This window comes from Enterococcus sp. DIV1206 (assembly GCF_051712485.1).
In the GTDB taxonomy this organism is placed as follows: Bacteria; Bacillota; Bacilli; order Lactobacillales; family Enterococcaceae; genus Enterococcus; species Enterococcus faecalis.
Map to the genome: position 1 here is coordinate 1215834 of NZ_JBIOOZ010000001.1, position 23013 is coordinate 1238846.

The window sequence follows — 23013 nt, forward strand, 5'->3', positions numbered from 1 at the left end:
TTGACGGATGAGGTCACTCTTTCTTTGGGAAGGAAAAGGATAACAAAATAAAAAGTGGCTGAGCTAAAAATCTGCCAATTGGCTGTTTTTTCTTTTTAGAAAACTTTGTATGATAACTGAGTGTATAAAGGAGCGAAACAAATGACAAAAATAATTTTAACAATTGGCGGTTCCGATCCTTTTTCAGGTGGCGGGATTCAAACAGATTTAAAAACGTTTGAAAATCATCAAGTCTTTGGCTTATCAACTTTAACTTGCCTTGCTACAGCCCCCAAGAATCATTTTCAGATTCATGACCTGGAGACTTCTTTGGTGAAAGAGCAACTCGCTTCCATACCTGCCGGGAGTTTAGACGGCATCAAGATTGGCTTGATTCACAGTGAAGAAAGTATGCTACAAATTGCAACCTTTTTGAAAAAGCACGCAGGTCTGCCGGTGGTGTTGGATCCTGTCTTGGCTTTTAAAGAAACGACTTCAGTTTATGAAAAAAGATACATGCAGTTATTGATTGAAAAACTTTTTCCATTCGCAACGATTATAACGCCTAATTTAAAAGAAGCAGAATTACTCATTGGCAGAAAATTAACAACCGTCGAAGAAGTTCAACAAGCGGCGGAAGAGTTAAACTCTTTAGGAGCGGCAACGGTGGTGATTAAAGGTGGTAATCGTTGGCTTGGCCAAGAAGCACGTGACTTTTTTTATGATGGACAACAACATATTCAATTGGTCAAAGAAAAAGTAATGGCCCACACCATTGATGGCGCTGGTTGTTCCTTTGCCTCTGCAATTGGTGCGAATTTAGTTAAAGGATATCCGTTAATTGAAGCAGTTGATTTAGCAAAAACATACGTTCATGAAGCCATTGTTTCTGGGGTCCAGCTAAATGCAGCTTTTGGAAGTGTGTGGCATGAAGGATTACTAGCAGGAGGTGTGGCGGATAATGACAAGAAAAATTAGTCTATATGCAGTAATTACCGCTTTAACAGTGGCTGTGTCAATGGTCTTTATTATCCCCGTCCCAGCAACAAATGGCTTTGTTACATTGGCGGATGCAGGGATTTACATTGCTAGTTTACTTTTTGGTCCGATTGGTGGCTTGACAGTCGGAGCTTTAAGCGGTGGTTTAATTGATTTATTGTCAGGCTATCCACAATGGTTCGTTTTTTCGTTATTGATTCATGGCGGACAAGGTTGGTTAGCAGGGCACTTCTTTAATAAAAATAAAAAGATGCAAACGCTAGGATTACTTTTAGCCAGTCTCCTCATGATTAGCGGGTATGCTTTAGCGACTAGCTGGCTTTATGGCGTGGGTGCGGGGATTGCCTCATTACCAGGGAATATCATTCAATCCTTATTTGGGGTGATTGTAGCATTGCCTCTTAGTCAAACATTAAAACGTGTGTTACCAAAAAATGGTCGTTTAGAAGAAAGAAGGATGAACAAATGACTATCGATGAAAAAATGTTAAAAGAACAGTTAGTGACAATTACAGAAGAAGTCATTACAGCAGGAAATTTACAAAAAGGGGACCTATTTGTTTTAGGTTGTACCACTAGCGAGGTAGTAGGTGGCGTCATTGGTAAAAATTCCAGTGCCGAAGTAGGACAATGGATTGTCTCAACCTTAATTGAACAATTAGATAAAAAAGGCATCTCTTTGGCTGTCCAAGGATGCGAACATATTAATCGTGCTTTAGCGATGGAACGTCGTGTGGCTGAAGAAAAAGGCTTTGAAATTGTCTCGGTAGTACCACAATTACATGCTGGCGGTTCTTGTTCAGTGGCTGCCTTTGAAAAATTTGATGAACCTGTGGAAGTGGAGCATATTGTTGCTCAAGCAGGGATTGACATTGGCGATACATCTATCGGTATGCATGTAAAACATGTGCAAGTTCCTCTTCGCTTGAGCATTCGAACGTTAGGTGCGGCCCATGTTACAGCATTATATTCTCGTCCTAAATATATTGGTGGACCAAGAGCCCATTATGAAACAACCCAAGAACGAAATCGTTAAGATTTCGTTCTTTTTTCATTTCTATAAACATTTGATGAATCTTCCGTAATTATTATAGGAATCTCTTTTTTTCTCTCGGTAAACCACGTATAATATGAAAAGAAATGTAATTTATTGAAAACCTGAAACGAGGCTATTATTTATGAAAAAAATTTATGACGGACTGCCAGTTCATGACTATACAACAAAATTTTCCGTGTCGATTGTCTATGCTATTCTTGCATCAATTGCCATGAACTTTTTCTATCAACCAGGAAATATTTATTCCAGTGGCTTAACAGGCTTGGCACAAATTTTAACAACCCTCTCAACAAAAATTGTCGGTTTTAATGTGCCTGTCTCCATTACATTGTATCTTTTAAACGTGCCGTTATTCTTTATTGCGTGGAAAAAAATAGGTAAGAAGTTTACAATTTTTACTTTCATTACCGTGACTTTAACTTCATTATTTATGCATATTGTTCCGCAAACGGTGATGACTCAAGATCCAATTATCTGTGCTATTTTTGGTGGGGCGATTTCTGGATCAGGAATTGGTTTTGTTTTAAAAAACGGGGTTTCTTCTGGGGGCTTAGATATTCTAAGCATTACCATTCGGAAAAAAACGGGGCGTTCCGTTGGCTCGATTTCAATTTATTTTAACGCACTAATTGTCTTCGTTGCAGGTTATTTATTTGGCTGGCAGTACATGTTCTACAGTGCGTTATCAATTTTTGTAAGTGGGAAGGTCACAGATGCCGTTTATACTAAGCAAAAGAAAATGCAAGTTATGATTGTCACTAAAAACCCAGATCGAGTCGTGGATGAGATTCAAAAGAAAATGCGCCGCGGTATTACAATTATTCATGAAGCGGAAGGGGCGTATCGCCACGATCGCCAAACTGTTTTGCTAACTATTGTGACACGCTTTGAGTTGCCAAGTTTAGAAGCAGCCATGAAAGAAAGTGATCCGAATGCCTTTGTCAGCATCTCAGATAATGTTAAAATTTTAGGACGTTTTTACGAAGAAGATTACAAATAAAAGGATATGAAGCAACGAGAGAATGGCTGTGTCTATTCTTTCGTTGCTTTTTTTGAAAAATAAGTAAAAAAATGCTTTGTGTGAGGACCTGAAATTCCCATTTAAACAAGAAGTTAATTGAAAGACGTTCGTGAATTCCTTTGCTTTTGGTTTAATTAAATCTAATTATTCGGAAATAAGTCGCTATTGTTTCTCGCAAACGAATGCTTTGTTTGGATTTGAAAGAAAACGATGAAAAAAGAATCATTTTTATTGAAAAGACCCAAAAAAACTGGTACACTAAGTGTGTAATTGATAAGTACTTTTAATACTGTTATGAATAAATAGTAGGAAAAACGAACATCAATTCTATTTTTTTAAAGTTCATAGGTCGTTTTCAGTCTTACTTGGACATATTTCGACCCACAAAAGGAGCGCATCATGTTAAAAGAATTTAAAATGATTGAAGCAGTTGCTCCAGATATGCTCGATGTATTACAAGAAAGATTCCAAATTCTTCGCAATATTTATTGGATGCAACCTATTGGACGTAGAAGTTTATCAGAAACGATGGGAATTACAGAGCGAGTCTTGCGTACAGAAACAGATGTTTTGAAGCAGCTCAACCTGATTGAACCTTCAAAAAGCGGAATGACATTAACAGAACGCGGTTTGGAAGTCTACCAAGGCTTAGAATTAGTCATGAATCAATTGCTTGGCATGCACCAAATCGAAAAAGAAATGACACAGTACTTTGGCATTCAACGTTGTATCGTTGTTGCAGGAGATAGTGATATCCAAAAGAAAGTTCTTTCGGACTTTGGAGATGTCTTAACCAATACGCTGAATTTACTCTTACCAAATGGTGAGAATACAATTGCGGTTATGGGTGGGACAACAATGGCCATGGTGGCCGAAAATATGGGATCACTAGAAACTGAAAAACGTCATAATTTGTTTGTTCCAGCCAGAGGAGGGATTGGTGAAGCAGTTTCTGTCCAAGCCAATTCAATTAGTGCTGTAATGGCCAACAAAACGGGTGGTAACTACCGGGCGTTATATGTCCCAGAACAATTGAGTCGTGAAACGTATAATAGTTTATTACAAGAACCCTCGATTCAAGAAGTTCTTACGTTAATTAGTCATGCCAACTGTGTGGTGCACAGTATTGGTCGAGCGTTGCACATGGCGGCACGCCGAAAAATGTCTGATGACGAAATGGTTATGCTCAAACAAAAAAATGCCGTGGCAGAATCGTTCGGTTATTTCTTTGATGAAGAAGGAAAGGTGGTCTATAAAATTCCACGAATTGGTCTTCAATTAAAAAACTTACAAGAAATTCCCTATGTCGTCGCAATTGCGGGCGGCAAAACGAAAGCCAAAGCCATTCGCGCATATATGAAAAATGCACCAAAACAAACGTGGCTCATCACAGATGAAGCTGCTGCAAACGAGATTTTAAAAGGGGTAACCCTTTAAAATAAAAAATTTTTGATTTTCATAAGGAGGAAATCTTTAATGACAGTTAAAGTAGGTATTAATGGATTTGGACGTATCGGACGCTTAGCTTTCCGTCGTATCCAAGATGTAGAAGGAATCGAAGTAGTTGCAATCAACGACTTAACAGATGCTAAAATGTTAGCACACTTGTTAAAATATGACACAACTCAAGGCCGTTTCAACGGTACAGTTGAAGTTCACGAAGGTTCATTCAACGTTAACGGCAAAGAAATCAAAGTTTTAGCTAACCGTAACCCTGAAGAATTACCATGGGGCGAATTAGGCGTAGACATCGTTTTAGAATGTACTGGTTTCTTTACTTCTAAAGAAGCTGCTGAAAAACATTTAACTGCTGGTGCAAAACGTGTAGTTATTTCAGCTCCTGGTGGTAACGATGTACCAACAATCGTTTACAACACAAACCATGAAACATTAACTGGAGAAGAAACTGTAATTTCAGGCGCTTCTTGTACTACAAACTGCTTAGCTCCAATGGCTAAAGCTTTACATGACAACTTTGGTGTTGTTGAAGGTTTAATGACAACTATCCACGCTTACACAGGTGACCAAATGACATTAGACGGACCACATCCTAAAGGCGACTTCCGTCGTGCGCGCGCTGCTGCTGCAAACATCGTACCTAACTCAACTGGTGCTGCTAAAGCAATCGGCTTAGTAATCCCAGAATTGAACGGTAAATTAGATGGCGCTGCTCAACGTGTTCCTGTAGCTACTGGTTCATTAACTGAATTAGTTACTGTATTAGACAAAGAAGTTACTGTTGATGAAGTAAATGCAGTAATGGAAAAAGCTGCTAACGAATCTTATGGTTATAACACAGACGAAATCGTTTCTTCTGATATCGTAGGTATGACTTACGGTTCATTATTCGATGCAACTCAAACAAAAGTTATGACAGTTGGCGACAAACAATTAGTTAAAACTGTTGCTTGGTATGACAACGAAATGTCATACACTGCTCAATTAGTTCGTACTTTAGAATACTTCGCTAACTTATAAGATTCATTCTTATCATTAGTGAAATTTGAACAATTGTGAAATAATAAGCGGGGAAGCAACGCGCTTCTCCGCTTTCTTTTTTTAAAAAAGAAAAATCCTAAAATTGACAATACAGGAGGTCTACTCATGGCTAAAAAGACAATTAAAGATGTAGATTTAAAAGACAAAAAAGTCCTTGTCCGTGTTGACTTTAACGTTCCGTTAAAAGATGGCGTGATCACAAACGATAATCGTATCGTAGCGGCTTTACCAACAATCAAATACGTGATTGAAAATGGCGGAAAAGCAATTCTTTTCTCTCATTTAGGTCGTGTAAAAACAGAAGAAGACAAAGCTGGCAAATCATTAAAACCAGTGGCTGAACGTTTAAGCGAATTACTAGGTCAACCAGTTACTTTTGTTCCAGAAACACGTGGTAAAGAATTAGAAGACGCTGTTAACAATATGAAAGACGGCGACGTTTTAGTATTTGAAAACACTCGTTTTGAAGATGTTGACGGCAAAAAAGAAAGTGGCAATGACGCTGAATTGGGTAAATACTGGGCTTCTTTAGGCGATGTATTTGTCAATGATGCTTTTGGTACTGCACACCGTGCACATGCCTCAAACGTTGGAATTGCTTCAACTGGTATCCCAACAGTTGCTGGTTTCTTAATGGAAAAAGAAATTAAATTCATCGGCGAAGCTGTTGAAAATCCAAAACGTCCATTCGTAGCAATCTTGGGTGGCGCAAAAGTTTCTGACAAAATCGCTGTCATTGAAAACCTAATTGAAAAAGCCGACAAAATTTTAATCGGTGGCGGTATGGCTTACACATTCATGAAAGCACAAGGCTATAGTGTTGGTTTATCTTTACTTGAAGAAGATAAAGTGGACTTAGCGAAAAGCTTAATGGAAAAAGCTGGCGACAAATTAGTTTTACCGGTTGATACAGTTGTCTCTAAAGAGTTCAGCAATGACGCTCCTTTCCACACGGTTCCTTCAACTGAAATCCCAGATGATGAAGAAGGCTTGGATATCGGTGAAAAAACAATTGAATTATTCGCTAACGAATTACAAGGTGCGAAAACAGTTGTTTGGAATGGACCAATGGGCGTATTTGAAATGAGTAACTTTGCCAAAGGAACAATTGGTGTTTGTGAAGCGATTGCTAATTTAGAAGACGCAACAACAATCATCGGTGGTGGGGACTCTGCTGCTGCAGCAATTCAATTAGGCTACGAAAACAAATTCTCTCACATCTCAACAGGTGGCGGAGCAAGTTTAGAATTATTAGAAGGCAAAACTTTACCAGGTTTAGCTTCTATTAACGATAAATAATCAGTTTAAAAGACAATATTTTTAAAAAAAGAAAAGGATGTGCTTTTCATGCGCAAACCAATTATCGCTGGTAACTGGAAAATGAACAAAACTTTAAGCGAAGCACAAAGCTTTGCAGAAGCAGTAAAAAATGCTGTTCCATCAAACGACGTTGTTGACGCTGTGATTGGATCTCCAGCATTATTCTTAGCTCCTTTAGCTTGGAACCTAAAAGATTCTGAAGTGAAATTAGCTGCACAAAACTGCTACTGGGAAAACGCTGGTGCCTTCACTGGTGAAAACTCACCAGCTGCAATTGCCGATTTAGGTGTAAACTATGTGATTATCGGACACTCTGAACGTCGCGAATATTTCCACGAAACAGATGAAGATATCAATAAAAAAGCCAAAGCAATCTTTGCAAATGGTATGACACCAATCTTCTGTTGTGGTGAAACTTTAGAAACGTATGAAGCTGGTAAAACAGCGGAATGGATCGAAGGTCAAATCACTAACGGCTTAGTTGGTTTATCAAACGAACAAGTTGCTTCAATGGTTATCGCTTACGAACCAATCTGGGCAATCGGAACTGGTAAATCTGCAGATGCTAATATTGCAGATGAAATCTGTGGTGTTGTTCGTTCAACAGTTGAAAAATTATACGGCAAAGAAGTTTCTGAAGCTGTTCGTATTCAATACGGTGGTTCTGTTAAACCAGAAAACATCGCTGAATATATGGCAAAAGAAAACGTTGACGGTGCTTTAGTCGGCGGCGCAAGCTTAGAAGCAGATTCATTCCTAGCTTTATTAGATGCTGTAAAATAAGAAATCACTAACGGTAACGTTTTCTCAATGACTTTTGCAAAAAAATGTTTGCATAGTTTGCGAGAATTAACTACAATCATACATGAGGGAATCCCCTTAGTATAAATACAAACTCAAAGGAGAGACAAAACATGTCAATTATTACTGATATTTACGCACGCGAAGTCTTAGACTCACGCGGTAACCCAACAATCGAAGTAGAAGTTTACACTGAAAGCGGAGCTTTCGGCCGTGGAATGGTTCCTTCAGGAGCTTCAACTGGTGAATACGAAGCAGTTGAATTACGTGATGGCGACAAAGCTCGTTACTTAGGTAAAGGTGTTACTAAAGCTGTAGATAACGTAAACAACATCATTGCTGAAGCAATCATCGGTTACGATGTACGCGATCAAATGGCTATCGATAAAGCAATGATCGATTTAGATGGAACTCCTAACAAAGGTAAATTAGGTGCTAACGCTATTCTTGGTGTGTCTATCGCCGTAGCTCGTGCTGCTGCTGATTACCTAGAAGTGCCTTTATATCATTACTTAGGCGGATTCAATACAAAAGTATTACCAACTCCAATGATGAACATCATCAACGGTGGATCACATGCTGACAACAGTATTGACTTCCAAGAATTCATGATCATGCCTGTAGGTGCGCCTACATTCAAAGAAGCTTTACGTATGGGTGCAGAAGTATTCCACGCATTAGCTTCAATCTTAAAAGGTCGCGGCTTAGCTACTTCAGTAGGTGACGAAGGTGGTTTCGCTCCTAACTTAGGTTCAAACGAAGAAGGTTTCGAAGTAATCATCGAAGCTATCGAAAAAGCTGGCTATGTTCCTGGTAAAGACGTTGTTCTTGCTATGGATGCTGCTTCTTCAGAATTCTACGACAAAGAAAAAGGCGTTTACGTTTTAGCTGACTCAGGAGAAGGCGAAAAAACAACTGAAGAAATGATCGCGTTCTACGAAGAATTAGTTTCTAAATACCCAATCATTTCAATCGAAGACGGCTTAGACGAAAACGACTGGGACGGATTCAAAAAATTAACTGAAGTATTAGGCGACAAAGTTCAATTAGTTGGTGACGATTTATTCGTAACAAACACAACTAAATTAGCTGAAGGTATCGAAAAAGGTATCGCTAACTCAATCCTAATCAAAGTTAACCAAATCGGTACTTTAACTGAAACATTTGAAGCAATCGAAATGGCTAAAGAAGCTGGCTACACTGCAGTTGTATCTCACCGTTCTGGTGAAACAGAAGATTCAACAATCTCTGATATCGCTGTTGCAACAAACGCTGGCCAAATCAAAACTGGTTCATTAAGCCGTACTGACCGTATTGCTAAATACAACCAATTATTACGTATTGAAGATCAATTAGGCGATGTAGCTGAATACAAAGGCTTAAAATCTTTCTACAACTTAAAAAACAAATAATTCATTTAATGAATAACGCTTAAAGGGACAATTGGTTAATGAACCAATTCTCCTTATACTCGGACGTAAAAACACGCCTTTCTGCAAAGAAAGGCGTGTTTTTTTATATTTATAAAAATATTGAAAAAAATAGATTAGAAATAACTTCAACCGTACATCGCTCTATAATCACTTGTTTAAAAATAACAAAACATTAACAAAACAACATTATATAAAAATTTAATAAAACAAAATAATTGTTATTTTATAATTTTAGTATTGACTGGTTTCAGATAACGCTGTACGCTTAAAGAAATAGTATAGAATTTCACAAAAAAATGAAAATACAAATTTAACTTGGAGGATGTTGAGTAGTGAGCAACGGGAAAAAGATTTTTATTAGTCATAGTTCAAAGGATTAAGAATATGTGGATGCGTTTATCCAATTGTTGAAAAAGTTTGGGTTTCGAACACAGGATATTTTTTATAGTTCCGCTATTGAAACAGGTGTACAGCCAGGAGAATTAATTTTTGACACGATTAAAAGGGAGCTAACCAATCAACCTGTCATGCTGTATTTTTTATCTGATCATTATTATCAGAGTATTCCATGTTTAAACGAAATGGGTGCTTCTTGGATGCTATCAGATAAACACTATCCAATTGCGTTAAATAATTTTTCTATGAAAGATATGAAAGGTGTTATTAGCAGTGAGCGTTTGGCGATTGCGTTTAATGATAAGACAAGTACTAATGAAATCAACTGCTTATTAAAAAAGTTATCTCATGACACAGATGTACAAGCTGAGCCAGATTTTGAACTAAACGTTGAGAAAAATATTCAGCCATTCCAAAATAAACTGACACAACTGATTCGACAAGCAAGTTATTTAAAACCTGATGAAAAGGGATATTTTGAAACGACTCTTAGCACTCATCGTCCTGTGTATGGCACAGCAAAAGGGGTGTATGACTGTTTTAAATTACCTAGCTTAATTGAGCCTAAAAGTTTAGGTTTAGACACGCTATCAGAGGATGAAAGCCATTGGCTATTCTTTTTTCTTACGTGGGGAACTTTTCAAGAAGGCGAAAAAGTGCGGTTTAAATTGAAAAAGGATAAGGCGTATAACAATCGGGAATTCAGTGATATTGGTAAATGTAAAAATATTTACGTCTCTTATTTAGAGAAGGTAGAGTAATTGGAGGAGGTAATAAATGAAAATGAATTGGCGTCAGTTGGTTGGTACATATCGTATTTCTGATAATGGTAAACAATATCAAAATGACTGGTTAAATAAGCAAGTTGATTTAGCCACAGAACTTCGTAAATCTTTAGATAGTGACTATCGTAGAGTAATTAAAAGTGATGCATTTAGACGTTTACAAGACAAAACACAAGTTTTTCCTTTAGAACGTAATGATTTTGTAAGAACGCGTTTAACGCATAGCTTAGAAGTGGCAATGCATAGCAGGGATATACTTAGATTAGTTATTTCACAGTTGAACGAACGAAACATTGAGGTTATGGAATTATCAGAATGCTATCGGTTGTTAGAAACAGCTGCATTAATCCATGATATTGGCAATCCCCCTTTTGGACATTTTGGGGAAGAAGCCATTCGTATTTGGTTTGAAAAAAATGGTCCTTTGTATGCTTGTTGGTCTGATTTTTCGGAGCAACAACAAAATGATTTTCTTAACTTTGAAGGAAACGCTCAAACCATCCGACTTTTAACAAAACTGCATCATGATAATGGGACTTCTAAAGCAGGAATGAAACTAACTGCCACGACATTAGATACAGTTATCAAATATACGGCATCTTCAGATCAATTAAATAAGCAACAGCTTTTGTCTAAAAAAGTTGGCTATTTTTACTCGGAAAAACAAGTGTTTAACGCCATTAAATTTGCGACAGGAACACAAAATAAGCGACACCCATTAGTCTTTTTGCTAGAAGCCTCAGATGATATCGCCTATACTTTTTCAGATATCGAAGATGCCTATAATTATGGTTTATACAGCTATCAAGATTTAAAGCAGTTTGTTGATGGGCAAACAGGAACAAAAAAATTTTTAATGTTAGAAAAAGATAAAACAGAAGAAGCTACCTTACAAGAATTTTTGAGAAAGACACAAAGAGCTGTTTGTCAAAGCGTAGCGAAAAATTTTGCTAATCATTATGACTTAATTATGAGAGGTATCTATCATAATGAAATTATCATTGAAGATTGTGATGAAGTGAAATGCTTTCAGGCATTAAAAAACTTTTCTAGAGTCTATGTTTTTCAAACAAAAACAATTTTGGATCAAGAGGTATTGGGCTTCAATATCATCAATCGTTTACTAGATGAATTTGTTCCAGTCGTACTGAAATATGAAAAAGTTTCCATGAATAAGTATGAGGAGCGAATCTTTAATAATATTTCGGAAAGCGCGAAAGCGTTGTATAGAAGAGAAGCAAAGAACGCTACAGAAGCAGAAAAAGACTATTATCGTTTGAAAATGGCGGTGGACTTTGTATGTAATATGACGGATGGATATGCCAAAAAAGTTTATGATACATTATTCACTTAAAATTTGAGAAAAAGCTTCTCAGCGGTTGCCGCCGCTGAAGAAAACTAGTTCATTGCACAGGCTGATCGTTTCAGTAAAAATTTTAAAGATGCTAGTAATTTCACTGAAAATCGGGTACACTAAAATTAGCTAGTGTAACTAGCAAAAAAGGCAACTGGAATAGATAGGTTGTGCTGTCTATGAAGGGCTTTGTTTGTCAGGTGGTGCTGACATGCAAAGTGCCTTTTTTCTTTTTCTCAACATTTTAAGGACAAAAAACGATTGCAACATGTCACAATCGCTAACCTCGGAGAAAAAGGAATTTTTCTCCAATGGTCATTTCGATAACCTGTTGTGTGTTTCGAAACATTCAGAACGGTGGTGCGTTCTTTCAGTGCCTAATTATCCAATTCGTTTCTTGTTCCTCTATTTACAGTATACTGAATGAAAGCCTATTCTGCAATGATAGAATCAGGTTCCTGTGATTAAATAACATAAAAAATGGGCTCCTTATATAAAGAAAAATAACAAAAGAAATTTTGAATATTGACGTTTTTTTTAGGTACGTTATGATAAATGAGAGGTGATTTTATGTTAAAAATGCAAATTGTTGATTATTTACGCAATCAAACAGCTTTTTTTGAACCATCTTTAGTCAGTGAAATTTTCACAGCAAGCAATATTGCAACGACATTTTCTATCAAACGAAATACAGCTAGTCACTATTTAAATCAGTTAAACGAAGAAGGGATTCTAGTTAAGATCAATACACGACCAGTTTACTTTTTTCATAAAGAAGCGTTTCAACAACAAAACTATCTTTTAAAAAGAACTGTTTATCAAAGTTTCCAAGAAATGATCGATGAACAGCCTGTTTTTGATCGCAAAAGTGATTTTTTTCAGTCGGTCATTGGTTATCGAGGTAGTTTAGCCCAGACCATCGAACAATTAAAAATGGCAGCGCTTTATCCTGGCGGTGGATTGCCTGTCTTAATTACAGGTGAAAGTGGTACGGGTAAAAGTTTTTTAGCATCCTTATATTATCAGTTTTGTCTTTCAAAAGAACTACTTGACGATTCAGCACCTTTTGTGACAGTTAATTGTGCGCAATATGCCAACAATCCAGAGCTTTTAACTAGTCAATTATTTGGGCATCTTAAAGGCGCTTTTACGGGAGCAGATTCCGATAAAATTGGAGCCTTTCAAAGTGCAGAAGGGGGCGTTTTATTTTTAGATGAAGTTCATCGTTTGAGTCCTGAAGGGCAGGAAAAATTGTTTACATTTTTAGATCAGGGTATTATTTATCGGATGGGTGAAACCAATCGGCCCATTCCTGTTACGTGTCGGTTGTGCTTTGCCACAACTGAAGAAATTTCTAGCACCTTTTTAACGACATTTTTAAGACGAATTCCTATTCAAATTAAAATCCCAAGTCTTGCTGAACGCACTCAAGCGGAAAGAAAACAATTAATTATGCGAGCATTTTATGAGGAACAGCAAGCTATTCAAAAAGCAGTTACTATCACGCCACAAGTTATCCAACTTTTAGAAAACCACCATTATGTAGGCAATGTAGGTGAATTAAGAAATAATATAAAAATTATTACTGCACGCAGCTTTGCCGCCAATCTTGATAAACGTGTTATTCCAATCACTTTACACGATCTACCGAAAGAATTTCTGGATCAATCAATCAAACTAGCTCCTAATGAAAATGAATTGCCTATTCGTTTAGATGAGCAAACAAATCTGATTAGTTTGTTAGAGGAAACAGAGCTTGCGCAAAGAAGAATTATCCAGAGTTATGAACGAATCCTTCGTCTTTATGTCTCTCACCATCATCATCTTTCCACTGCCAATAACGACATCTCGAAAGAAATTGAACGCTTATTCGATGATTTATTATTTGAAAAGAAGCGAGAGAAAAATCACGAAATGCTATTGTTTATTACGCAAAATATCCGTCAATTATTGGAAACGATTGAATCGTCTTATCAAATTCGGTTTAATGGCAGTTTAGTCTATGCATTAAGCACCTATCTGTTTCAACGAAGATGTATTGATTGGTTTCCAGAAAAAGAACCTACAACAGTCATTGACGAACTTTTAACAGAAGTTCAAACTAAATTAGCAACTAGTTATGGCTACGCTGAACAACTGTTAACTTTAGTGAAACGTTCATTAGATATTGAACTATCCCAGATGGATCGAATTATTGTCACCATTTATCTTCACTATTCGGGTTCAGTAAAGGAAAGTCACTATCCGAAAGCGGTGATTGTTGCCCACGGATATGCCACAGCAAGTAGTATTGCGAATGTTGCAAATCGGCTGTTAAATGTGCCAATTTTTCAATCGTTTGACATGCCGTTAGATGTTACTCCCAAAAAAATTTCCGAACACTTAATTCACTATATGGAACGTCAAGAAACGAGGAATGGTTTAGTAATTCTTTTTGATATGGGTTCATTGAAAGAAATTTATCAGTATTTTCCGGCAGAAGAAGAAGGTCCTTTTTTATTAATGAATAATGTGACAACAAGCTTGGCTCTATCTATAGGAGAAGCCATTAAAGACGAAGTTTCTTTTGAAGAATTGCCCCAAAAAGCGTTAACGGTTCATCCAAATGAATGGGAAATCATATTACCTGAAAATAAAACGGAACGTGTCATTTTAACAACGTGTAGTACCGGAATTGGCACAGCCGTTAAAATTAGAGATTTACTTGAAAAAAGTTTACCTGCGGAAGCACAATTAAAGATTATTCCTTGTGAATATAATCAATTACGTAATGCAGAGTCGATCAAAGAAAGTTTTCCAGAATATGAGATTGTCGGCATCATCGGTACAAACAACCCGTCTTCAAATGACCTCCCGTACATCTCTTTAGAAGAGTTGATTGCAGGAAAAGGAATTACGACCCTTTTAGAATGGACAAAGAGAGAATTAACTAAAGATATGCTGTCTTATGTAAATCATGAGTTGATTCGGAACTTTTCATTAGATCGGGTCATTCAATCAGTGACGATTTTAGATACAGAAAAAATTATTCGACAAGTAGAAGTCTTTTTAATTCAATTAGAAGAGCGGTGGCAACAAACAATTCAAAATGATCGTAAATTAGCGGTATATGTCCATGTCAGTTGTTTAATTGAACGATTAATCCGGAATGAACCTATTGAAAATTATAATGGCGCCGAACAACTAAAGCAGTGTCAAAGAACGGTCTTGCAAGAGTTAAAAGAGGCGTTTAGTGTCATTGAAAAAGTTTATAGTGTCAATATACCTGAATCGGAGCTTTTTTATGTCTATGATGTGTTGTTTGGAAAAACGGAGTTTAACAACGCAGAAAGCGATTTTTAAAATAAAAAGGAGGGAGTGCCACTTTTTTGGCACTCTTTTTGCTATATAAAGAAGTAAGTGAGGTGAAGAAAATGGAACGTAAAATTATTCTGGCAACACATGGTAATTTCGCTGCAGGGATTCAGACATCATTAGCTTTAATTTGTGGTGAAACAAAGAATGTGGAATGTCTTTGCGCTTATATGGAACAACCTTATGATTTAGCCAAGACGGTCAAAGACATTTTAAAGAACAATCAACAAAATGAATTAATTGTGATTACAGACCTATTTGGCGGAAGCGTGAATAACGAATTCTTTAATTATGTGGGGAAACAAGCAATGCATTTAATTTCAGGATTAAATTTAGCAACATTAATTGAAATATATACCCAAATAAATACTGTTGATTCATTAGTTGATTTAGTAAAACGTGCCGTTGAAAACGGACAAGAAAGTCTTTGTTATTGTAATGAGTTATCTAGTAAAGAAATTTTAGAAGAAGAATTTTAGGAGGAAATGAAATGATTAAATTGTTAAGAGTCGATCATCGCTTGTTACATGGTCAAGTGGCTTTTTCATGGACCCAAGGCTTAGGCGCCGATTGTATTTTAATCGCAAATGATGACGTACCTAAAAATGATATTCGAAAAACAACCATTAAGCTAGCTAAGCCAGCAGGAGTAAAACTGGTCATTAAAACGATTGAAGATGCGATTGCCGCACTAAAAAGTGGTGTTACAGAAAAATACAAACTTTTTATTGTAGTTGAGAGTGTAGAAGATGCTTATCGATTGGCTACTGCTTATCCAGAAATAAAAGAAATTAACTTAGGAGGGATGAAAGTAAGGGAAAATACTCGAAACATTTCTAAAGCAATTAATATCACACCGGATGAAGAAAAAATGGTTAAAGAATTGGTCGCAAATGGTTGTGAAGTTGAAATTCGACAAGTCCCAAATGACAAAAAAGTAGCAGCATTAAATGTCTTGTAGAAAGGAGAAATACAAATGATAGGACAAGCGATTCTTTTAGGTTGCATCGCTTTTATTGCGCAGTCGGAATATGCTTTAGGAACCTCGTTGCTTTCAAGACCAATTGTAACCGGTTTATTTGTCGGAATTGTATTAGGTGATGTCAAAACGGGCGTAATCATGGGCGCGACCTTAGAGTTAGCTTTCATCGGTTCTTTTTCAGTGGGCGCATCAATCCCACCTGATGTAGTGACTGGTGGGATTCTTGGTACAGCGTTTGCTATTACTGCTGGCGCAGGAACAGAAACAGCCTTAGTCTTAGGCTTGCCAATCGCAACGTTAACGTTGATTCTTAAAAATATTTATTTGGGTTTGCTCATCCCAATCATGAGTCAAAAAGCTGATCAGTATGCTGAAGAAGGAGCATATAAAGGGGTGGAGCGCATGCATTTACTTGCAGGCTTTGGCTTATCGTTCATGCTAGCGCTCATTGTAACTATTTCATTTGCCGTGGGCAGCAACACCATTAAAGGCTTACTTGATCTGATCCCTGAATTTATTCAACATGGGTTGTCTGTTGCAACTGGGATTATTCCAGCGCTAGGATTTGCGATGCTTGCACGCTTACTGATTAACAAACAAGTGGCGCCATATTTCTTTTTAGGCTTTGTCTTAATGGCTTACTTTAAGTTACCTGTAACAGGAGTAGCAATTTTGGGTGCCATTACAGCAGTAATTGTTGTGAATATCATGAATTATGCCAAAGGAAAGAATGAAACAATACAAACAACAAGTGGGGAGGTAATTGATGATGACGAAGACTTCTAAAACTAAGACAGAAAACTTAATTACAAAAAAAGAACTTAATCAAGTCTTTTGGCGTTCATTCCAAATGGAATTTTCATGGAATTATGAACGTCAGATGAATATGGCTTATGTCTATGCCATGATCCCTATTTTAAAGAAATTATATCCTCAAAAAGAAGAGATGGCGGCAGCTTTAAAACGGCATCTTGCTTTCTTTAATACCACGCCGCATATCGTGACGTTTATTTTAGGAATTAATGCTGCAATGGAAGAAGAAAATGTTCTGGACGAAAATTTTGAAGTTGGAACAATCGATAGTATTAAAACCTCGTTAATGGGACCTTTAGCTGGTTTAGGTGATTCCTTTTTCTGGGGAACCTTACGCTTGATTGCAACAGGTGTTGGAACTTCGTTAGCTTTACAAGGGAATGTGTTAGGGCCAATTCTATTTTTACTCATTTTTAACGTCCCCCATGTGATTGTTCGTTATTTACTGAATCGTTGGGGCTATAAATTAGGAACTGGTTTTCTCAAAAAAATTCAAGCAAATGGCATGATGGAAAGTCTCACATTAGGCGCTTCAATAATTGGCTTGATGGTGGTAGGTGCTATGACCGCCTCCATGATTGATTTAACTATCCCGATTACAATCAGCGGAAGTGGCAAAAATGCAGTCACGGTTCAAAGTATCTTTGACGATATCATGCCTAAATTATTACCGCTTGCATCCTTTGGTTTTGTTTTTTATTTATTGAAAAAAGAAGTAAAACCTTTAGCGATTTTAGGTGGCATGGCAATTGTCGGAATTCTTGGCTCATTAATTGGTCTATTTTAGGAGGCAAAATATGAAAACGATGCTGGATTATATAAATGAGGAGCAAGCAGCCCTAACTCAGATTCTTAACCAATTTCAATTAACTGATACAGACGTTTCAAAGGTCACGCACTGTCTAATTTTAGCAACTGGCTCGTCACATAATGCTTGTCAGGCGGCTAAAGTTTACCTTGAAGAAGTGGCGCCTATTTATGTGGAAATCCAAGAGCCGTTCAATTTTGCTCATTATGGCAAAGTGAATGATCGGTTTGATCTGGTCGTAGCGGTTTCGCAAAGTGGTAAAAGTGCTTCAACAATTGATGCCATTGCAAAAATTAAAAACCAAACGTCTGTAAAAACAGTGGCCTTGACAAGTGATGTCACCAGCCCGATTACGGAGGTTGTGGATGAAGTCCTGGATTTAAAAATGGGGCTTGAAACAGTTGGTTTTGTCACAAAAGGCTATACGGCAACACTTTTAAATTTATTTCTATTTGGTTTGAAACTGGGCTATCAAAAGCATCAATTAACAAAAGTAGAGGTTGAAGAAGAATTAGCAAAACTTGCCAAAGCAATTCAGGAAATCGATTCGGTGATTTATAAAACCGAACAATTTTGGCAAAAAACGAAAAAAGAATTAACAGAGGGGACACAATTTATCGCAATTGGTTATGGGCCCAATATTGGTACGGCGAAAGAGTTTGAGACGAAGTTTACAGAAACAGTTCGCTTACCTTCCCAAGGATTTGAAGTCGAAGCCTATATGCATGGGCCTTATCTTGAAGCGGATACTACACATCTTTTGTTTTTTATTGAGAATCAAAGTCCTATTCAAGCACGTAGCCAAGCCTTGAAAAATTATCTAGCCAGTTATGTTGGCCAATGTTACACAATTACAACGGGTTCAACGAGAGCATCAAATACGTTAGGTTTAGCAAGTGATGTCGAAGAAAAAATTAGTCCGTTATTATTAGTTATTCCATTTCAATATTTGGCGTATCAAGTAGCTACAAGTAAAGGAATTGATTTATCTCAACGGATTTTTGATGATTTTGATTGTGTCCTAAAAAGTAAAATAGCAAAGAAAGAGGGAAATCAGCCATGTTAAAATTTAATGAAGAACAACAAATCAAAGACATACGAGGTGCCTTAGCCTTGCGTTCAGATGTTGAAAAAGTTGTTGATCAAGTTTGGACGAAAGGATTTGATGCGGTCTATTATTTAGGAATCGGCGGTACTTATGCTTCAGCCATGCAAGCAGTTACTTATGCGAATGGAAAAAGTAATTTACCAATCTATGTTCAACATGCTGCTGAGTATTACACAACAGGCAATAAACGTTTAACAGAAAAATCATTCGTCATCTTGTCTTCCGTTACTGGGACAACACAAGAAGTGGTGCAAGCCGTTCAAGAAATCAAAAAGGTCGGCGCAACGTTATTTGGTTTTATCGATGCAAAAGACAGTCTTTTAGCAGATTTATGTGATTATGTGGTGACTTATCCAGCTCCAGGAACTGAGCAAATCAAGTTCTTTATGGTAGCTGATCGTTTAATGCAAAAAAACAACGAATTTACAGATTACGAAAATTATTACCAAGAATTGGAAGAATATTTGCCTACAGGTTTAGCTGAAGCCGAAAAAAGTGCCGATGCGTTTGGCTTAGCTTTTGCGGAAAAACATCGTCATGATAGCATTCACTATTTTATTGGCGCAGGAAACCAATGGGGAGCGGTCTATTCTTATGCAATGTGCTATTGGGAAGAGCAAAGTTGGCTTCGTTCAAAATCAATTCATGCAGCAGAGTTCTTACATGGAACGCTAGAAATTGTAGATGAAACTACGCCAGTAACGTTGTTTATTGGAGAAGACGAGCAGCGACCGTTGGCAGAACGAGTAGCAAAATTATTGCCGAAAATCTGTGCCAATTATACAATTATTGATTCGAAAGCGTATGAACTTCCAGGAATTAGTGAAAAATATCGTGGCCGAGTTGTTTCATTTCTCCTAATGCATGCGGTAACGCAACGCATTGATGCGCATGTAGAAAAATTAAATTGTCACCCATTAGAGATTCGTCGTTATTATCGTCAATTTGATTACTAAGACAAAATAGCCTCTTTTTCCAGCAAGCCTGTGGTAGACTGAAGAGAGAATACTTCAGAAAGTAGGAAAACCAATGACAAAACCGAAAATCTATACAATGACCTTTGCCAGTGTTTACCCGCTATACATCCAAAAAGCAGAACGTAAAAATCGAACGCAAGCGGAGGTTGACGAAATTATTTACTGGTTAACTGGTTATGATGAAAAAGGCTTGCAACAACAATTGGCTCAAAAAGTAACGATGGAAACATTTTTTGAAGAAGCACCCAATTTTAATGAAAACGCCCAATTGATCAAAGGCGTAATTTGTGGCTATCGCGTGGAAGAAATTGAAGATCCTTTAATGCAAAAAATCCGTTACCTAGATAAATTAATCGACGAATTGGCCAAGGGAAAAGCGATGGAAAAAATTTTAAGAACATGAAGAGGTCGGGACAGAAGTGTTTAACTCCGAGAACCAAGTAGGTACTGTTTAACATCTATTTGCTTTGCAAATAGTGTTTCTCAGCAATAAGAAGGAATTTCCGAAAATTGTTCTTTAATTTTTGGAGAATTTCGGCTTATTTCCGAAGGAGTTGCTTCTGTTCCCGCCGTTTATCAGTTTTTGAGCGTGGGACAAAAATTCAAAGTGATTTTTGTCCCACGCTCTTCATGTTTTCTTGTACACGGAATTTAACTATTTCCTGTATTAACGAAAGAGGTAACTCTTGCGTGTAGGGAAATTGAATGGCACCTTTCGAGGTTTTAAAAGGGCGTAATTCTTTGCTGAAACGTTGGATGGCTGATGGCGTAGGATAGAAACCTAAATGTTGCTTGGCCGCCGCAAAATGCACTAAATTGCCATTTAAGTAAAAGGTCGGCATTCCATAAGCGATTTTTTCAGTAGTCTCCTGAGGAACAACCGCTAAAATTGCTTGGTAGATTTCTGTTAACTGTGTTTGATGTTGGGATTGCTGGCGTATATAGTTTGCAATGATGGTCATCTAAAAACACCTCCGTTTGTTTCAGTATACTATGTAAAAAATAAAAGGCGAAGAGGATACAAAAAAACCGTCTAGTATTTTTTCTTTACTAAACGGCTTTTAGCTTAAATAACTACCTAAAGGGTCTTGCATGGAAATGTTTGTCACTCCTTAGTTTAATTGTTTTAAGTGTGCAATTGCTTCTTCAATTGTGTGACCAGTTGCTGTTTTACTTTCATTTTTTGCATCGAAAACAATGAAAATATTTTTGTCTGTGTCTAATTGAATACGGTATTGAATGTTTTTTACTTTGTAAGTCATAGTTATTCTCCTTTCATAAAGTACTCTAAAAAGGCGACGATAACTGATAACGAAATTCCATTGTTACTATACCACTGGAAAATTATTTTTGCAACAAATAACATTTTTTCTTTACCATTCCTTAGACTTCTTTGCTAGCTACTTCTTTACATTCTTTTTCAAGAAGCATAAAATAAATACATTACTAGTTTTTGAATAGGAGATCGATGTGAAAAAGAGAGTTGAGAAATTTAGACGATGGCCCTACCGCTACCTTTTGTATGGAATCGGGTTCATCTTATTAATTATTTTTAGTAATTTATATTTGCAATGGTGTCAGAATAACTTGTCTGTTGATTTAGCCTTCAAGTTTGCTTTTTCGTGGCATACGGAAAAGTTTTTCTTAGGTTGTTTTGTGCTAAGCGTTTTTTTACTTTTTTTATGTAGTTTGGCAGGCTCATTAGGAGTTGGCGCTCTTTTATATAGTGTCATAATAGGTGTTTTAGGATTTGCGGACTATCAAAAGATGTTTTATCGTGTCGAACCTATTTACCCAGACGACTTAAAAATGATCACAGAAGTTAGTTTATTAAAAGAAATGGTTGGTTTATGGCCGTTTATTTTTGTGGTAGCGTTAGGTTGTGTAGCACTTTTTTTCTTAGGAAAAGCCTTTTATAAAAGTTTCTTTTTATCGAAGAAAAAACAAACGATTCGTGTGTTAAGTCTTGTTCTTTCGATTGGTCTATTTTCATATATTGGTGATTTTAACAATCCGCAAAATTTGTTACGTAAAGCCTATAATAAAACCGCGTTATGGATTCCTTACAGCCAAAAAATGAATTACTACAATACAGGATTTATTGGTGGTTTTCTATATAATTTAAAAGTAGAGGCTATGGACCAACCAAAGGGTTATTCAAAAGAAGCTATTTCAGAAATTACTCAGAAATATCAAAAGTTGGCCGAGGCGAAAACAGTGCCGAGCAATGAGCAACTAAATATTGTGTTTGTCATGAGTGAAAGTTTTTCAAATCCAGATCATCTGAAAGGTTTGTCCATTATTGGTAACCCTTTAGCTGATTATCAGCAAATCGCTGATAAAACTTACAGTGGCCAGATGCTTTCACAAAACTACGGGGGCGGAACTGCGAATATTGAATTTGAAGCCCTAACAAGTTTTTCGATGGAATTAATGAATGCCCAAATGACTACACCTTATACAATGATGATTCCTAAGATGACGGAATTGCCTTCCATTGTTTCATTACTTAAGGAACAAAAGTACCAAACAACGGCTATTCATCCGTACAATACATCTATGTATAAACGAAAAGATGTGTATAAAATTTTAGGTTTTGATCAATTTATCAATGAAAAAACAATGAACTATACGGATAAACTAGAAAATAATCCTTACATTTCAGATCAAGCAGCGTATCAGGAAGTGACGACACTGCTTAAAGAAAAAGAGCAACCGCAATTCATTCATTTAGTTACTATGCAAACACATATGCCCTATGAAAATAAATACACAACGTCCAATTATTTTTCTCAAGGAAACGGCAATCAAGTCGCGCTCAATAATTACTTGCAAGATATTGCCTACAGTAGCGAAGCTTTGAAAAATTTCCTACAAGAAATCGAAAAAATGCCCAAACGCACATTAGTCGTTTTTTGGGGAGATCACTTACCAAGTATTTATGATGAAAACATTCAAACGTTGAATGAAGGGGCAGCCCTTCACCAGACAGAATTTCTAATGTATGATACGGCGAACCAGTTAACAGAAAAAAATCAGCATCAAGCAACTATTAGTCCATTTTATTTTGCTCCCTCACTTTTCCAACAAAGCGGCTTACCGCAATCGGGATTTTACGCTATGCTAAATGAGGTACAAGAACAATTGCCTGCTTTTGAAAAGGGGAATTACTATCTCGGCGGGGAATGGAAAAAAACAGTAGAAATGAATAAAAAGCAAGAACAACTATATGAGGAATACCGACTGATTCAATATGACATTGTTTCAGGGAAGCAATATAGTTTAGAAAATCAATTTTTTAGCTAAAAAAAACACACGAAATATTCGT

Annotated in this window: 23 protein-coding genes; 21 read left to right on the forward strand and 2 right to left on the reverse strand. The window is 36.8% G+C overall.

Annotation, left to right across the window (positions count from 1 at the left end; translation table 11 throughout):
• Positions 1-120 precede the first annotated feature (120 nt).
• From IGK86_RS05880 to IGK86_RS05975, 20 genes are all read left to right on the forward strand, one after another.
• Positions 121-957, forward strand: a complete 837-nt coding sequence (locus tag IGK86_RS05880) for a bifunctional hydroxymethylpyrimidine kinase/phosphomethylpyrimidine kinase (RefSeq protein ID WP_002385835.1) — start codon at positions 121-123, stop codon at positions 955-957.
• Complete coding sequence (locus IGK86_RS05885) at positions 941-1447, forward strand: ECF transporter S component (protein WP_002357086.1); 507 nt, start codon at positions 941-943, stop codon at positions 1445-1447. Before IGK86_RS05880 ends, IGK86_RS05885 begins: the two co-directional genes overlap by 17 nt.
• The gene (locus tag IGK86_RS05890; protein ID WP_002365825.1) at positions 1444-2013 is read left to right on the forward strand and encodes a TIGR01440 family protein; all 570 of its coding nucleotides are present in this window, start codon (positions 1444-1446) and stop codon (positions 2011-2013) included. Before IGK86_RS05885 ends, IGK86_RS05890 begins: the two co-directional genes overlap by 4 nt.
• Before the next feature lie 142 nt (positions 2014-2155).
• On the forward strand, positions 2156-3034 hold the full coding sequence (locus tag IGK86_RS05895; protein WP_002357090.1) for a YitT family protein: 879 nt from the start codon (positions 2156-2158) through the stop codon (positions 3032-3034).
• A 420-nt stretch (positions 3035-3454) separates the two neighbouring features.
• Positions 3455-4492 (forward strand): sugar-binding transcriptional regulator, encoded by a 1038-nt coding sequence (locus tag IGK86_RS05900; protein WP_002357092.1) that lies wholly within the window; start codon positions 3455-3457, stop codon positions 4490-4492.
• Positions 4493-4531: 39 nt separating this feature from the next.
• Positions 4532-5533, forward strand: a complete 1002-nt coding sequence (gap, locus tag IGK86_RS05905) for a type I glyceraldehyde-3-phosphate dehydrogenase (protein WP_002357093.1) — start codon at positions 4532-4534, stop codon at positions 5531-5533.
• Positions 5534-5659: 126 nt separating this feature from the next.
• Complete coding sequence (locus IGK86_RS05910; RefSeq protein ID WP_002357094.1) at positions 5660-6853, forward strand: phosphoglycerate kinase; 1194 nt, start codon at positions 5660-5662, stop codon at positions 6851-6853.
• A gap of 48 nt (positions 6854-6901) precedes the next feature.
• A complete protein-coding gene (gene tpiA, locus IGK86_RS05915) occupies positions 6902-7657 on the forward strand; it encodes a triose-phosphate isomerase (RefSeq protein ID WP_002362045.1) in 756 nt (251 codons plus the stop codon).
• Between the two features lie 131 nt (positions 7658-7788).
• Positions 7789-9087: a phosphopyruvate hydratase gene (eno, locus tag IGK86_RS05920; RefSeq protein WP_002357098.1), complete on the forward strand. Its 1299-nt coding sequence runs from the start codon at positions 7789-7791 to the stop codon at positions 9085-9087.
• Between the two features lie 407 nt (positions 9088-9494).
• Positions 9495-10265, forward strand: coding sequence for a toll/interleukin-1 receptor domain-containing protein (locus IGK86_RS05925; RefSeq protein WP_438742152.1), 771 nt, complete (start codon positions 9495-9497; stop codon positions 10263-10265).
• A 16-nt stretch (positions 10266-10281) separates the two neighbouring features.
• Positions 10282-11643 carry a deoxyguanosinetriphosphate triphosphohydrolase gene (locus IGK86_RS05930; protein ID WP_002400674.1) on the forward strand — a complete coding sequence of 454 codons (1362 nt, stop codon included), beginning with the start codon at positions 10282-10284 and terminating at the stop codon, positions 11641-11643.
• A 211-nt stretch (positions 11644-11854) separates the two neighbouring features.
• A complete protein-coding gene (locus tag IGK86_RS05935; RefSeq protein ID WP_002357102.1) occupies positions 11855-12070 on the forward strand; it encodes a hypothetical protein in 216 nt (71 codons plus the stop codon).
• Between the two features lie 143 nt (positions 12071-12213).
• Entirely contained in the window at positions 12214-14985 is a 2772-nt protein-coding gene (locus IGK86_RS05940) for a sigma 54-interacting transcriptional regulator (RefSeq protein WP_049095681.1), read from the forward strand.
• Between the two features lie 71 nt (positions 14986-15056).
• Positions 15057-15476 carry a PTS sugar transporter subunit IIA gene (locus IGK86_RS05945; protein WP_002389037.1) on the forward strand — a complete coding sequence of 140 codons (420 nt, stop codon included), beginning with the start codon at positions 15057-15059 and terminating at the stop codon, positions 15474-15476.
• An 11-nt stretch (positions 15477-15487) separates the two neighbouring features.
• Complete coding sequence (locus IGK86_RS05950) at positions 15488-15958, forward strand: PTS sugar transporter subunit IIB (RefSeq protein ID WP_002357106.1); 471 nt, start codon at positions 15488-15490, stop codon at positions 15956-15958.
• Between the two features lie 15 nt (positions 15959-15973).
• Positions 15974-16765: a PTS mannose/fructose/sorbose/N-acetylgalactosamine transporter subunit IIC gene (locus tag IGK86_RS05955; protein WP_002357107.1), complete on the forward strand. Its 792-nt coding sequence runs from the start codon at positions 15974-15976 to the stop codon at positions 16763-16765.
• The gene (locus IGK86_RS05960) at positions 16746-17579 is read left to right on the forward strand and encodes a PTS system mannose/fructose/sorbose family transporter subunit IID (RefSeq protein ID WP_002384383.1); all 834 of its coding nucleotides are present in this window, start codon (positions 16746-16748) and stop codon (positions 17577-17579) included. Before IGK86_RS05955 ends, IGK86_RS05960 begins: the two co-directional genes overlap by 20 nt.
• 10 nt (positions 17580-17589) lie before the next feature.
• A complete protein-coding gene (locus IGK86_RS05965; protein WP_438742154.1) occupies positions 17590-18666 on the forward strand; it encodes an SIS domain-containing protein in 1077 nt (358 codons plus the stop codon).
• Positions 18660-19664, forward strand: coding sequence for an SIS domain-containing protein (locus IGK86_RS05970; RefSeq protein WP_002369188.1), 1005 nt, complete (start codon positions 18660-18662; stop codon positions 19662-19664). Before IGK86_RS05965 ends, IGK86_RS05970 begins: the two co-directional genes overlap by 7 nt.
• 73 nt (positions 19665-19737) lie before the next feature.
• Positions 19738-20088: a DUF2200 domain-containing protein gene (locus IGK86_RS05975; protein ID WP_002360043.1), complete on the forward strand. Its 351-nt coding sequence runs from the start codon at positions 19738-19740 to the stop codon at positions 20086-20088.
• A 199-nt stretch (positions 20089-20287) separates the two neighbouring features.
• On the opposite strand, the gene IGK86_RS05980 is transcribed toward IGK86_RS05975, so the two are convergent.
• Both IGK86_RS05980 and IGK86_RS05985 read right to left on the reverse strand, forming a co-directional pair.
• A complete protein-coding gene (locus IGK86_RS05980; RefSeq protein ID WP_002400669.1) occupies positions 20288-20647 on the reverse strand; it encodes an iron chaperone in 360 nt (119 codons plus the stop codon).
• Between the two features lie 150 nt (positions 20648-20797).
• Positions 20798-20947, reverse strand: a complete 150-nt coding sequence (locus tag IGK86_RS05985) for a hypothetical protein (RefSeq protein WP_002357118.1) — start codon at positions 20945-20947, stop codon at positions 20798-20800.
• A 208-nt stretch (positions 20948-21155) separates the two neighbouring features.
• Between IGK86_RS05985 and IGK86_RS05990 the strand changes: the two genes are divergently transcribed.
• Complete coding sequence (locus tag IGK86_RS05990; protein WP_438742156.1) at positions 21156-22991, forward strand: LTA synthase family protein; 1836 nt, start codon at positions 21156-21158, stop codon at positions 22989-22991.
• Positions 22992-23013: the final 22 nt, after the last annotated feature.

Bases quoted from the DNA above. Each gene is read 5' to 3' on its own strand.
- IGK86_RS05885 (WP_002357086.1), top strand. From the start codon at position 941: ATGACAAGAAAAATTAGTCTATATGCAGTAATTACCGCTTTAACAGTG.
- IGK86_RS05890 (WP_002365825.1), top strand. From the start codon at position 1,444: ATGACTATCGATGAAAAAATGTTAAAAGAACAGTTAGTGACAATTACA.
- IGK86_RS05895 (WP_002357090.1), top strand. From the start codon at position 2,156: ATGAAAAAAATTTATGACGGACTGCCAGTTCATGACTATACAACAAAA.
- IGK86_RS05900 (WP_002357092.1), top strand. From the start codon at position 3,455: ATGTTAAAAGAATTTAAAATGATTGAAGCAGTTGCTCCAGATATGCTC.
- gap (WP_002357093.1), top strand. From the start codon at position 4,532: ATGACAGTTAAAGTAGGTATTAATGGATTTGGACGTATCGGACGCTTA.
- IGK86_RS05910 (WP_002357094.1), top strand. From the start codon at position 5,660: ATGGCTAAAAAGACAATTAAAGATGTAGATTTAAAAGACAAAAAAGTC.
- tpiA (WP_002362045.1), top strand. From the start codon at position 6,902: ATGCGCAAACCAATTATCGCTGGTAACTGGAAAATGAACAAAACTTTA.
- eno (WP_002357098.1), top strand. From the start codon at position 7,789: ATGTCAATTATTACTGATATTTACGCACGCGAAGTCTTAGACTCACGC.
- IGK86_RS05930 (WP_002400674.1), top strand. From the start codon at position 10,282: ATGAAAATGAATTGGCGTCAGTTGGTTGGTACATATCGTATTTCTGAT.
- IGK86_RS05935 (WP_002357102.1), top strand. From the start codon at position 11,855: ATGCAAAGTGCCTTTTTTCTTTTTCTCAACATTTTAAGGACAAAAAAC.
- IGK86_RS05940 (WP_049095681.1), top strand. From the start codon at position 12,214: ATGTTAAAAATGCAAATTGTTGATTATTTACGCAATCAAACAGCTTTT.
- IGK86_RS05945 (WP_002389037.1), top strand. From the start codon at position 15,057: ATGGAACGTAAAATTATTCTGGCAACACATGGTAATTTCGCTGCAGGG.
- IGK86_RS05950 (WP_002357106.1), top strand. From the start codon at position 15,488: ATGATTAAATTGTTAAGAGTCGATCATCGCTTGTTACATGGTCAAGTG.
- IGK86_RS05955 (WP_002357107.1), top strand. From the start codon at position 15,974: ATGATAGGACAAGCGATTCTTTTAGGTTGCATCGCTTTTATTGCGCAG.
- IGK86_RS05960 (WP_002384383.1), top strand. From the start codon at position 16,746: ATGATGACGAAGACTTCTAAAACTAAGACAGAAAACTTAATTACAAAA.
- IGK86_RS05965 (WP_438742154.1), top strand. From the start codon at position 17,590: ATGAAAACGATGCTGGATTATATAAATGAGGAGCAAGCAGCCCTAACT.
- IGK86_RS05970 (WP_002369188.1), top strand. From the start codon at position 18,660: ATGTTAAAATTTAATGAAGAACAACAAATCAAAGACATACGAGGTGCC.
- IGK86_RS05975 (WP_002360043.1), top strand. From the start codon at position 19,738: ATGACAAAACCGAAAATCTATACAATGACCTTTGCCAGTGTTTACCCG.
- IGK86_RS05980 (WP_002400669.1), bottom strand. From the start codon at position 20,647: ATGACCATCATTGCAAACTATATACGCCAGCAATCCCAACATCAAACA.
- IGK86_RS05985 (WP_002357118.1), bottom strand. From the start codon at position 20,947: ATGACTTACAAAGTAAAAAACATTCAATACCGTATTCAATTAGACACA.